This window comes from Streptomyces sp. B1I3 (genome assembly GCF_030816615.1).
GTDB lineage: Bacteria > Actinomycetota > Actinomycetes > Streptomycetales > Streptomycetaceae > Streptomyces.
This window is the reverse complement of the sequence record NZ_JAUSYD010000001.1, coordinates 7,119,331-7,131,277: the sequence shown is the minus strand read 5'-3', so window position 1 is coordinate 7,131,277 and position 11,947 is coordinate 7,119,331. Positions and strand designations below refer to the sequence as shown.

At 71.8% G+C, this 11,947-nt stretch carries 9 protein-coding genes and 3 pseudogenes; 9 read left to right on the top strand and 3 right to left on the bottom strand.

Annotated elements, in window-relative coordinates:
* The first annotated feature begins 82 nt into the window (after positions 1–82).
* The 5 genes and pseudogenes from QFZ58_RS32410 to QFZ58_RS32390 all read left to right on the top strand — a co-directional run bounded on the left by QFZ58_RS32410 (position 83) and on the right by QFZ58_RS32390 (position 6,156).
* On the top strand, positions 83–631 hold the full coding sequence (locus tag QFZ58_RS32410) for a tellurite resistance TerB family protein (RefSeq protein WP_307128426.1): 549 nt from the start codon (positions 83–85) through the stop codon (positions 629–631).
* A gap of 330 nt (positions 632–961) precedes the next feature.
* Complete coding sequence (locus tag QFZ58_RS32405; protein WP_373428624.1) at positions 962–1,981, top strand: bile acid:sodium symporter family protein; 1,020 nt, start codon at positions 962–964, stop codon at positions 1,979–1,981.
* A 486-nt stretch (positions 1,982–2,467) separates the two neighbouring features.
* Positions 2,468–4,006: an alkaline phosphatase gene (locus tag QFZ58_RS32400; protein WP_307128424.1), complete on the top strand. Its 1,539-nt coding sequence runs from the start codon at positions 2,468–2,470 to the stop codon at positions 4,004–4,006.
* A 10-nt stretch (positions 4,007–4,016) separates the two neighbouring features.
* Positions 4,017–4,904, top strand: coding sequence for a discoidin domain-containing protein (locus tag QFZ58_RS32395; protein WP_307128423.1), 888 nt, complete (start codon positions 4,017–4,019; stop codon positions 4,902–4,904).
* 246 nt (positions 4,905–5,150) lie between these two features.
* Positions 5,151–6,156 (top strand): annotated as a pseudogene (locus tag QFZ58_RS32390) (helix-turn-helix transcriptional regulator).
* A gap of 99 nt (positions 6,157–6,255) precedes the next feature.
* Here the strand turns inward: QFZ58_RS32390 and QFZ58_RS32385 are convergent.
* Together QFZ58_RS32385 and QFZ58_RS32380 are read right to left on the bottom strand one after the other, a co-directional pair.
* Positions 6,256–7,629 carry a chitinase gene (locus tag QFZ58_RS32385; protein ID WP_307129069.1) on the bottom strand — a complete coding sequence of 458 codons (1,374 nt, stop codon included), beginning with the start codon at positions 7,627–7,629 and terminating at the stop codon, positions 6,256–6,258.
* A gap of 11 nt (positions 7,630–7,640) precedes the next feature.
* Positions 7,641–8,918 (bottom strand): glycoside hydrolase family 16 protein, encoded by a 1,278-nt coding sequence (locus QFZ58_RS32380; RefSeq protein WP_307128422.1) that lies wholly within the window; start codon positions 8,916–8,918, stop codon positions 7,641–7,643.
* Between the two features lie 349 nt (positions 8,919–9,267).
* On the opposite strand from QFZ58_RS32380, the pseudogene QFZ58_RS32375 reads away from it, so the two are divergent.
* The 3 genes and pseudogenes from QFZ58_RS32375 to QFZ58_RS32365 form a co-directional block, all read left to right on the top strand.
* A pseudogene (locus tag QFZ58_RS32375) lies at positions 9,268–9,720 on the top strand (aminotransferase); the annotation flags it as partial.
* Positions 9,696–9,851 (top strand): annotated as a pseudogene (locus QFZ58_RS32370) (DUF2975 domain-containing protein); the annotation flags it as partial. The pseudogenes QFZ58_RS32375 and QFZ58_RS32370, both read left to right, overlap by 25 nt.
* Complete coding sequence (locus QFZ58_RS32365; RefSeq protein WP_307128421.1) at positions 9,851–10,111, top strand: helix-turn-helix transcriptional regulator; 261 nt, start codon at positions 9,851–9,853, stop codon at positions 10,109–10,111. The pseudogene QFZ58_RS32370 and the gene QFZ58_RS32365, both read left to right, overlap by 1 nt.
* 158 nt (positions 10,112–10,269) lie before the next feature.
* Here the strand turns inward: QFZ58_RS32365 and QFZ58_RS32360 are convergent, their stop codons facing one another.
* On the bottom strand, positions 10,270–10,803 hold the full coding sequence (locus QFZ58_RS32360) for a DoxX family membrane protein (protein ID WP_307128420.1): 534 nt from the start codon (positions 10,801–10,803) through the stop codon (positions 10,270–10,272).
* 340 nt (positions 10,804–11,143) lie between these two features.
* Between QFZ58_RS32360 and QFZ58_RS32355 the strand changes: the two genes are divergently transcribed.
* Positions 11,144–11,929 carry a hypothetical protein gene (locus QFZ58_RS32355; protein WP_307128419.1) on the top strand — a complete coding sequence of 262 codons (786 nt, stop codon included), beginning with the start codon at positions 11,144–11,146 and terminating at the stop codon, positions 11,927–11,929.
* Positions 11,930–11,947 lie beyond the last annotated feature (18 nt).

Here is an 11,947-nt window from a genome sequence, read left to right as displayed (position 1 = left end):
TTTACCCAGCTCCGGCCGTTGGATCAGTGCACACGCGCGAACTCGCGACCGATGTACCAGATCAATACCGAGGTGACGTCACATGGCAGTGTGGGACCGGCTCAAGGACCAGGCCAGGACTCTGCAGCAGTCCCAGGGCGCAAGCGGCCGGACCGGAGGGCGCAGTGGAGGCACGGGATCCGGCGGCGGCTCGCGCGCCCAACTGGTCAGCATGCTCAAGACACAGCTCGGCTCCCTCAAGACCGAGCTCAAGAGCGGGGCGTACCGGGACGCGAGTATGGCGATGTGTGCGCTGGTGGCGGCCGCCGACGGGCACGTGGACCCCGCCGAGCGGCAGCACGTGGAGTCGATGATCCTCGGCAACGACGTACTGCAGAACTTCCCGCCCGAGCAGTTGCGCCAGCGCTTCAACAAGCACGTGGACGCCCTCACGCACAACTTCCCGCAAGGGAAGGCCGAGGCGATGCAGGACATCGCCAAGACCGTCAAGAAGCCGACGGAGGCGCGTGCCGTGATCCAGACCGGTATCGTCGTCGCCGGTGCCGACGGCGACTTCTCCCAGGCCGAGCACATGGTCATCCGGGAGGCGTGCGTGGCGCTGAACCTGTCCCCCGCGGAGTTCCAGCTCTGACAGGCGCTCACGTGCCGGTGCGTGTGCGGGCTTTCGCCTGCGCCGACGAGCGAGCCGACGCGGCGGTCACGTCGAGCTGATCCCTCGCCACCCCCGGGCGTTCGAGGCCCTCGTCGCGCAAGCGGGCCCCGTGCGCCGGCGAGAGCGGGGCGGCGCGTCGGCCGGCCGCTCAGCGCGGTGGCCAGGTCTGCGGCCGGACTGAGGTCGGGCGAGGGGACACGGTGGCCAAGCGGTGTGCGACGCCTGCCAAATCGTACACATCGTGGACACAACGACCACATGCCGAGACGGGTTTGCGACGGGCAGGGCCCTCGGCGTCTCATCGCGCCTGTGCAATCCGAACAGATAGTCCCTGATCAGCCGACTTCCGATGACAGAGCAGCCAGGCGCGCCGTCACCGTGTTTCCCGTCCTCGTGCTCCTGGCGGGTGCGGCCGGTCTCGCCACGCCCGGAACGTTCGCGGGCTGGGCGGACTCGGTGCCGTACCTCCTGGGAATCGTCATGTTCTGCATGGGGCTGACGATGACCCCCCTGGACTTCAAAGGCGTCGCGAAGCGGCCGTGGGCCGTCGCGATCGGTCTGGTCGCGCACTACGTGATCATGCCGGGGCTCGGCTGGATCATCGCCCATGCGCTCGGGTTGCCGCCGCAGCTGGCGGCCGGGCTGATCCTCGTCGGCTGTGCGCCGAGCGGTACGGCGTCGAACGTGGTGACTTTCCTGGCTCGCGGCGACGTCGCGTTGTCGGTCTCCGTCGCCACCGTCTCCACCGTGCTCGCTCCCCTGGTGACCCCGCCGCTCACCCTCCTGCTGGCCGGCGAGTACCTGCCGGTGGACGCCGGTTCGATGATGGCGGACATCCTCAAGACCGTGCTGCTTCCGGTGATCGGCGGCCTGGTGGTGCGGCTGGTCGCGGGCGGGCTCGTCGACCGGGTGCTGGGTGTGATGCCCTGGCTCTCGTCGCTGGCCGTCGCCGCGATCGTCTGCGCCGTCGTGGCGGGCAGCGCCGGTACGATCAAGTCGGCGGCACTCAGCGTGCTGGTCGCCGTCGTGCTGCACAACGGCTTCGGGCTCGCTCTCGGCTACGGCGCGGGCAAGATCAGCGGCCTCGGCCAACCGGCCAGCCGCGCCATGGCTTTCGAGGTCGGCATGCAGAACTCGGGGCTCGCCGCCTCACTGGCAACCGCCCACTTCAGTCCGCTGGCCGCCCTGCCCGCCGCCGTGTTCTCCGTATGGCACAACATCTCGGGCTCCCTGGTCGCCGCCTGGATGTCCCACCGGTCCCGGCGCAGCCGGCCGGCAGCCGCGACCGCCCGTCCGGCACCGGTCCCGGCCACACCCGAAGAAGCCTGACCCGGCTCCGCTGCGGCGGGCCGGGCGTGAGGCGTGACCGTCTGCCGGGCGCCGCTGGCGGCCCGGCAGACGGTGTGTCCGGCAGCGACGACTGCCGGCTCCGGGCGTCCAGCCGGCCGACGGTCCACCGGAGTCCGCGTCCTGCGAGGACGGCGGAAGTGGGGCGTGCGCGCGTGGGACCGCCGGCTGCCGTCCCGGCCGGGCGGGCGGGCGTCTCCGTGCTTGCCGTTTCCGGCCGGGCGGGCGGGCGTTTCCATGCCCACGTGCCGGGCCCGGGCTCCGGCACGTGGGCGAGGGAGATCCGGCGTCCGCGGACGAAGACGCCGACCGGTGCGAGCCCGGCCATGTCCAGCCGCCCGCCCTCCGGCCGTCCTTCCTCGGATTGTTGAGGGACGCTCCTCGTTCATCGCGCTCCGGTTTCCTGTGCGGGTGACTTCCAGACCCGCTCCGCCCTCAGCGTTCACGGCAGCCACACGCCGACGGTTCATGACCGTCACCGGCGCTGCCGCCGCCCTCGCCCTCTCCGCGACCCTGCCCGGAACCGGTTCGGCTTCCGCCGCCGTCACCGCACATCCCAAGAACGATCCGTTCACCCTCGGCGTCGCCTCCGGTGACCCGCTGCCCGACGGTGTCGTCCTGTGGACCCGTCTGGCGCCCGACCCCCTCGCCCCGTTCGGGGGCATGGACCGGCGGACGTATCCGGTTCAGTGGGAAGTGGCCACCGACCAGCGGTTCGGCAGAATCGTCAGGCGCGGTACGACCCATGTCGGCCCCGAGTTCAGCCACACCGCCCACGTCGACGTCCGCGGCCTGCGGCCGTGGCACGAGTACTTCTTCAGGTTCCGCAGCGGAGGCTTCATCAGTCCGGTGGGGAGGACCAAGACGGCGCCGTCCCCCGAGCAGCTCGTGCCCCGGATGTCGCTGGCGTTCGCCTCGTGCCAGGCGATCTGGGAGGGCTGGTACACCGCTCACCGGGACCTCGCCTCACGCCGGCACGATGTCGTGCTCTTCCTCGGCGACTACATCTACGAGTTCGGCGTCGACCGGGGCATCCGCCCGGGCGACGGCGACGAGCACCACACCCGCCAGTCGGTCACGCTGGACGACTACCGTCGGCGCTACGCCTACTACAAGCTCGATCCGGACCTGCAGGCCGCCCACGCGTCCGCGCCCTGGATCGTGGTCTTCGACGACCACGAGGTCGTCGACAACTGGGCGGGTCCCAGTGCGGGGAGCACCCCGTCGGCCGAGTTCCTGGTACGCAGGGCCAACGCCTTCCGCGCGTACTGGGAGCACATGCCGCTGCGTGCGCCCCAGCTCCCGCAGGGCCCCGACATGCAGCTCCACCGCCGGCTGGGGTACGGGCGACTCGCCGAGTTCTCGATGCTCGACACCCGCCAGTACCGTGACGACCAGGCCAACGGTGACGGGACGAAGGCGCCGAACGAGGCGACCGCGGACCCGGCGCGCTCGCTGCTGGGTCGCCCTCAGGAGCGGTGGCTCCTCGACGGGCTCTCCGCGTCCTCGGCCCGCTGGAACATCCTGGGCCACCAGACCGCCGTCACCCTGCTCGACACCGTGTCGGGGCCTTCCGTGGCCGTGCCCATGGACACCTGGGACGGTTACAGCGCCTCCCGCGACCGTCTGCTCGGCGGCATCGCCGAGCGCGGGATCCGCAACGTCGTCAGCCTCGCCGGCGACCTGCACCGCAGCGTCGTCAGCGACCTCGCCCTCGACTTCCACGACCCGGACTCCCGAGTGGTGGCCACCGAGTTCGTCGGGACGTCGATCACGTCGGGGCTGGACGGGCAGGACCTCGACGCCGGGGGCCAGGTGCTCCTCGACGAGAATCCCCACATGAAGTTCGGCAACTTCCAGCGGGGTTACGTCAGTTGCGAGATCACTCCGGACCTGTGGCTGTCCGACTTCCGTGTGTGCGACAAGGTCACCGTCCCGGACGGCACCGTCAGCAGCCGGGCCGTGTACGCCGTCGAGAACGGCGTCGCCGCCGTTCAGCAGGCTTGAGGAGCCCAGCGTGAAGAAGATCCTCACCACCACCGTCGTCGCGGGCATCGCCGCCGCCACCGTCGCCACGGGTGCCCCGTCGGACGAGGCACGTGCCGTCACGGCCCGGCCCCTCGCCAAGGTCCCGGGCCCCGGAGTCGTCCTCTCGGCGACACCGCGGAGCCTGACCGCCGACGAACTCCCCTGCAGGCCCACCACGCTCGCCGTCAGCATGGCCAACACCGGGAAGGAACCCGTCTTCGCCGATGCCACACTCTCCTCCGACGCGCCGATCGCCCTGACCGACAACATCTTCTCCACCTACCTGCCGGCCACCGACCCGGACCAGGCCGTGACCCGCTCCGTAGGCGTCCGGGTACCGCCCGGCACGGCGCCGGGAACGTACGACCTGACGGTGGCCAGTGGCAGACAGCGCGTCGTCGTGCCCCTCACGGTCGAGGCCGTCCCCGAGCCCGGGCCCGGGACCGACCTGGCCTTCGGGCAGTTGGTGATCGCCTCGTCCACGCACGGCAACTTCCGTACCTGTGGGGCGGTCGACGGTGACAGCGACTACCGCAACTGGTCGGCCGGGAACGGGTGGAACGACGCCGACAAGGGTGCCTTCCCCGACTGGCTGGCGGTCACCTGGCCCGAGCCGGTCGAGCTCGGGCGGATCGAGGTCGTCACCTACGGGACCCCGGCCCGGCCGGCGGCGCTCCAGGGCATCAAGGACTTCGATGTCCAGGTGAGGAGCGGCGGCGACTGGCTGGGCGTGGGCTCCTACCGCGGCAACACGCTCGAACGGGTGGTGGCCACCTTCGATCCGGTCACGGCCGACGCGGTCAGAGTGGTCGTGCACGCGTCGAACAGTGGCGACTACTCGCGCATCCTGGAGGTCGAGGCGTTCGCGCCGCGGTGAACCTCCTGCCTGCCGCCGGGGCAGCCCTGCCGGCCGCCCGGGCTCCGGCGTCAGGACGCCTGGTGCCCGCCGACGACGTCCACTGATCTGCTCCTTGCCTCTGGGGGTCGTCCCTGAGGTCCTCCGCACAACGGCCCGTACGGGGGCCGGGCCGGTTCGGGCGTGGCGTTCCCGGCCCTGTTCGAAGACAACGGTCGCAGGGGAAGCGGACAGGATGTGGCCGCTTCCCGGGGCACCATGGAGGTCATGCGGAAGACTTCGGCGCGGCTGCTCCGCGTGCTCTCGTTGCTCCAGGCGCGTCGGGACCGGCCGGGACCGCTGCTCGCCGAGCGGCTGGGCGTCAGCCGTCGCACCGTGCGCCGCGACGTCGGACGCCTGCGCGAACTCGGCTACCCCGTCGTGGCGGCCAAGGGCCCCGACGGCGGATACCGGCTCGAAGCCGGCCCGGAGCTGCCCCCGCTGCTCTTCGACGACGAGCAGGCCGTCGCCCTCGCCGTCGCCCTCCAGATCGCCACCACCACCGGTGTGGGCATCGAGGAGGCCGCGGCACGCGCCCTGCACACCGTTCGGCAGGTCATGCCCGCCCGACTGCGCCACCGGATCGACACCCTCCGGGTCACCGCCGTCGAGCGGCCCTCGAACCGGCCGGGCCCGCAGGCCGACAGTGGCGTGCTCCTGGCGATCGGCACCGCCGTCCACGCGTGCGAGGTGCTGCGCTTCGACTACTCCTCCGCATCCCGGGAGGCACCCGTCGGCACCGGTCTCTCACCCCGGCGCCGCCGCGCCGTGTCCAGCCGCACCACCTCGTCACCTGGGACGGACGCTGGTACCTCGTCGCCCGGGACCTCGACCGCGAGGACCGGCGCACCTTCCGCGTCGACCGGATCACCCCGCGCACCCCCGCAGGGCCCCGGTTCACCCCGCGCGCCGGCCCGGAGGTGACGTGGCTTCCTTCGTCGCGGGCAGGTTCCGGGGTTCCGACGGTTCCGCCGACTGGCCGTGCCGTGGCGAGGTCATCCTGGACCTGCCCGCCACCCTCGTGTCCGGCTACCTCCGCGACGGAGTCGTCGAGGAACTCGGCCCGGACCGCTGTCGTCTCGTCCTGGGTGCCTGGTCGTGGCCCGGACTGGCCGCCGCCGTCGGCAGGTTCGACGCCGGCATCGAGGTCGTCGGGCCCGCGGAACTCAGGAACGCCTTCGCCCGTCTGGCGCGTCGCTACGCCGCGGCGGCCGGCGACGCACCGGCCTCATGACGCCACTCCGCAGACCGTGCCGTCCGCGCACCGCGCGTGGGCATGCACGGCGAGGTCACCGCACGCGGGGGCGGGCGGTGCCCACCCCCGCGCGGCGGGTCATCCCGTGTACGAGGCGAGGACCCGGGTGAAGTCCCACGGCTGCTGCGGGACTCCCGAACAGGTGTCGGCTCCACCTCCCGTGCAGGGCCGGTCGCGGTTGACCGACCAGAAGGTCAACCGTGCGAGGTGACGCTGCTGTGCGTAACCGAGGATGGTGCGGAAATCGGCCACGGTCACCGTCTCACCGTTGTCGGTGACGCCGTTCATCGAGGAGATCCCGGTGTGCCGGTAGGCCTGGTCGTCCGAGTACCCGTACGCGTTCTTGACCGCGGTCTTGAGGCCCTCGGCGGCGCGGACGGTGAGCTGGCCCATGTCCTGGCCGGCGCCCCCGAAGTTGAACGGCATGATGGTCCAGCTGTCCACGGTGAGGCCTGAGGCCGCGGCCTTGCCGATCAGACTGCTGTCGGGCCCGTTCTGGCCGGTGCCGAAGGTGACGTAGACCTTGATCCCCGGGTTCGCGGCCTTGACGGTCTTCAGTGCGTCGACCGTACGCTGCTGGACGGCCGGACTGTCGTACGCCGCGGCCTCGATGTCGATGTCGATGGCCTTGAGCCCGTAGGCGTTGACGACCTTCTGGTAGGCGGCGGCCAGTTCCCCCGCGCTCGAGCAGGAACTCTCCAGTTTGTTGCCGCTCCAGCCACCGAAGGACGGAATGACGTCGCCGCCGGCCGCGCGCACGGTGCTGACGGTCTGCTGGTCGACACCGCCGGTCAGCGGACGGCTGCCGTCCCACTGCGGGTTGCAGTAGCCGTTGCTGAGGACGAAGGCGAGTGTGAACCACTTGACGCCGGTCGCGTTCATGACGGTGGTGGGGCTGGGCGGGCTGCCCCAGCCGTTGTACAGGTACGGGGCCACGGCCATGGCTCCGGGTCCGGGGGTTCCGCCTCCTGCGCCCGGCGCGGTCCACTTCTGGGCGGCGGCACCGGTGCAGGTCCAGATCTGCAGCCGGGTGCCGTTGGCACTGTTGCCGCCAGTCACATCAAGACACTTGTTCGCCTGCGGGTTCACGATGTCCCGTGCAGCCGGCGTCGCCCACTGCTGCGCCGCCGACCCGTTGCAGTCCCACAACTGCACCTTCGTACCGTCCGCCGTACCACCCGAAGCGACATCCAGGCACTTGCCCAGCGCCCGGATCGTGCCGTCGGCACCCACCGTCCACTGCTGCGCCCCCGTACCGTTGCAGTCGTACAACTGCACCGCCGTACCGTTCGCCGCCGAACCCGCCGCCACATCCACGCACTTGCCCGCCAGACCCGTGATCTGGCCGGTGGCCGTCGCGGCGCCGCTCGCGGGTGCGGCGGTCAGGCCGGTGAGGAGGGCGGCTGTCACGGCTGCGGTGCTCAGCAGGCCCCGGACCACCGGTCGCGCCATGGGCTTCGCGGTCACCGGGTCACGGTCCACTTCTGGGCGGCGGCACCGGTGCAGGTCCAGATCTGCAGCCGGGTGCCGTTGGCACTGTTGCCGCCAGTCACATCAAGACACTTGTTCGCCTGCGGGTTCACGATGTCCCGTGCAGCCGGCGTCGCCCACTGCTGCGCCGCCGAACCGTTGCAGTCCCACAACTGCACCTTCGTACCGTCCGCCGTACCACCCGAAGCCACATCCAGGCACTTGCCCAGCGCCCGGATCGTGCCGTCGGCACCCACCGTCCACTGCTGCGCCCCCGTACCGTTGCAGTCGTACAACTGCACCGCCGTACCGTTCGCCGCCGAACCCGCCGCCACATCCACGCACTTGCCCGCCAGACCCGTGATGGGTCCGCCGCCGCCCTGCTGGCCGCTGCCGGAGCTGACCCGGACGTAGTCGACGAGGAGCTGCTGCGGGAAGACCGTGCTGCCGTCGGGGTCGCCCGGCCAGTAGCCGCCGACCGCCAGGTTGAGGATCACGAAGAACGGCTTGTCGAAGACCCACTGCTTGCCGCCGAGGTCGGCGGGGGTGCGTCGCTGGTAGACGGTCCCGTCCACGGACCAGGTGATGGCGTTCGGGCTCCAGTCGACGGCGAAGGTGTGGTACGCGTCGGCGAACGCCTGCCCGCCGGGCAGGGTGTAGCCCGCGCCTATCCCCGCGCTGCCGGAGTATCCGGGGCCGTGCAGGGTGCCGTGCACGGTGGACGGTTCGAAGCCGACGTTCTCCATGATGTCGATCTCACCGGAGGCGGGCCAGCCGACCTGGCCGATGTCGTTGCCCAGCATCCAGAAGGCGGGCCAGATGCCCTGCCCACGCGGGATCTTCATCCGGGCCTCGACCCGGCCGTACGTGGTGGTGAACTTGCCGGCCGTGTTCAGCCGGGCGGAGGTGTACTCGCACCGCCCGTACCAGCACTGGTAGTTGCCCGGGTTCTCCTTGCGCGCGGTGATGACCAGGTGTCCCTGCCCGTCGAGGGCGGCGTTGCGGTTGCCCGCGGTGTAGTACTGCCGCTCGTGGTTGCTGACGTTGTCGCCGGTCTCGATCTGCCACTTGCCGCCGTCGACGGCGGAGCCGGCGGCTCCGTCGAACTCGTCGGAGAACGTGAGGGCGGCCGGTGCGGCCGCGGCTGCGGCCACGGAGGGCGGGGTCACCGGCGTGGGCGCGCTCTGCGCCAGTCCGGTGGACAGGGACGCGAGGCCGAGCGCCATGACCAGGGACAGGACCAGACGCCGAGGAAAACGCGTGGAACTCATTCCATCTCCCTTCGGGGAGCGTGAGGGGGGTGACGTGCACATGTCATATACGGGCGAGCCGGACAGGCGGACCCCTCCCGGACACCCCGCACCGACCGGAGGGAGAGCGCGGGAGCGGAAGCGGTTAGTTCACTACGTGATTTAAGGAATGAACGTCGAGCCTGTCAAGGCTTTGGTATAGACCGGAGCCGCGTTCACTTCTTTACGTCGCGTCGACGGCACCGGCCGCCCGCCGTGCAGGAGTGCGCCGCCTGGTCGAGCAGCCGCTGTATGCGCAGGCCATGGGCCGCGTCGACGCCTGAGCCCGCGCCGGTCCGTAGCGCGGTGGCGAACTCCCGCCCGGGGACCGACCTTTCCCGCGCCGGCCCTGGACGGCAGCGGGCGGCAGACCGACTCACCGGCCTCCGACGCCGGACAGCTCCTGTGGTCCGGCACCCTCGACGGACAGCTCCTGTGGTCCGGCACCCTCGACGGACAGCACGCCCGTCGAGCGGGACGACGCCGGCTGGAACCCGACTTCTTCTCCGGATGGGCCATCCGGACGCTCGCCTCGAACCAGCCTGGTCACCACCCGCTCTCCTACCACCGGGGGAGTTCCTGGCCGCACGACAACGCGGTCGTCCTGCTCGGCCTCGCACGCTGCGGCCTGGCGCAGGAGGCGGAGACGGTCGCCCTCGGCCTGCTGGCGGCGTCGGCGCACCACGGCCACCGGCTGCCCGAGGTCATGACCGGCCACGCCCGCGCCCAGCACCCCCGGCCTGTGCCGCATCCCGCCCCGTGGCCCCGGGCGTCGTCCTCCTGATCTGCGGGGCCTCCCTGGCGGTCATGGGGGTCGCGCTCATCGTGCTCGTGCTGCGGACGCTGCTCGCCCGGGCCGTCGCGCGCGACCTCGAGGCGGACCGGGTGAAGGCAGAGCTGGACGAGGTGATCTGATGCCGATCGCCGTCGACATCGACGTGATGCCGGCCAGGCGGAAGATGTCCGCGGGGGAACTGGCGGAACGCGTCGGGATCACACCCGCCAACCTGGCGGTCCTCAAGAACGGCGCCAAGGCGGTACGGTTCGCCACGCTCGCCGCGCTCTGCGAGGCACTCGACTGCCGGCCGGGAGACCTGCTGCGCTGGAAGCCCACGGACGGAGTGGACGGAGCGCCCGCGCCGGAGGCGCAGGCGGCTTCCCCGCAATCCCCGTAATGCCCGTGGAGGAGCGGTGGTGCGCCACCACTCCTCCACGCGGCCGCATGCACGGTCGGCGCGGCGCCGGCCGGCGGTCACCGGACCGGCCGCGGCGGGCGCCGGCTCGCACCGGCCTCTGCGGGCCGGCCCCCACGTCCGCGGAGATATCCCCTCGCTCAGACTCCCAGCTTGGCCCGGAGCCCGCCGGCCGCCGCCGCGGGACGCGCGGTCGCCCGGACCGAGCGGCGCACCACCCGCGCGTCGCGCTTCAGGTCGTGGGCGGTATGCCGGCTCCGCCACAGCAGCGAGGGGGCGCTGCCGGTGTCGTCGGCCGCGATCAGCAGGCCACCCAGCATGGACACGTTCTTGAGGAAGTGGATGCGCTGCTGCATCCGGTCGGAGGGGTCATCCGCCTCCCAGAAGCGGTGCCCCGCCAGCGTGGTGGGGACCAGCGTCGCGGCGAGGGCCAGCGCCGACAGCCGCGGGCAGCGGCCCAGCCCGAGCAGGACACCGCCCACCACCTGCACGGCGCCGTTGAGCCGGACGAGTTGCTCGGTGCCGTCCGGCAGCGCGGCCACGCGGTCGGTCACGGGCCGGACGACGGGTTCGGCCGCCGAGGCCACGTATTCGGGATGGCGCAGGGAGTTCATGCCGCCGGCGACGAACATCGAGGCGAGCATCGGGCGGCCGAGGATACGGAGAAGACTCATGACGCTGCCTCCAAGGATGACCAAAGGGGTGGTGCCTACCGGGATCAATCATCGGGTGCCCCGCCGGAACGGCGCCATTCGGCACCCCGCCGAACCGGGCACCCGTCGGCGGGGCGGACGTCGGCCGATCCACTCCGCCAGCCGTGCGCCGCTCCCTTCCGGACGGCGGAGGTGACTCCCCGGTCCCGACGGACACGGTGTGATCCGAAAAGGCCTGTGCGCGACGACGGCCGGCCGGATCATGGAGACTTGAGAAGCTGGGCGACGGCCGCTCGCGGCCGGACGTCCACAGCCGGGGCGCGGGGAGTGCGGCAGGGAGCCACGTCCTGCTGAACCACCTGTGCAAGCACCGGGCAAGGCCGACGAGGAGGACACGATCGACACCGCCGAAACGGGCCCGCACCCGCTGGACTCCGCCAGCGTCCTGAACGCGAAGAGCACCCTTCTCGAGCTCCTGGGCCGCGCGGGCGTGTTCCGGGACGAGGCGGAAGCGCTGATCGCGCTCGTCGAAGCCGGCGCGATCGCGGACGCGCACAGCCGAGCCGGGAAGGCGGCGGCCGCCCCGGTCGAGGGCGGGCAGCCGTACGGCGTCGGCCGGCGCGACGGCGCCCAGGCCGTCGTCGACGAGCTCGCCCGCATCGCCGAGCGAACCCTCGAGCGGGCCATCGGGCCCGCGGTGTCCGGCTCGGCGGGGGGTTCCGCACGAGGCCGCCACCCCGTCGGAAGGGTGGAGGTGGAGCGTGCGAAGGTCGCCGTGACGCCGCTCTACCTCGCGTTCAGTGACGCCTCGGACCTCGACCCCGAGGAATCGGACGAGGTCCTCACCGCGGTACTCGGCACCATGAGTGTCGTGGGGCGGGTCGGATACGCCGGGCAGCTGGAGCAGTTCACCGAGTCACACCGGAAGCAGCTGGCCCAGTTGTACGCGGAGTACGGGCCCCGCAGCCGCATCGCCGTTCACAGCCGCTACTCCCTCCTCCACTCCCCCACGAGCATCGCCGTACTCGAACGCCTCACCGCCGCACCGTCGGCGCTCCGGGCGGAATGGGAGCACGCCGAACTGCCCCCGGCGTGGCTGGAAGGGCTAGCGACCGCCTGGCGCGTGTCGGAGGCTCCGCCGGGCTGACCCCCCGCCCTGCCCGGT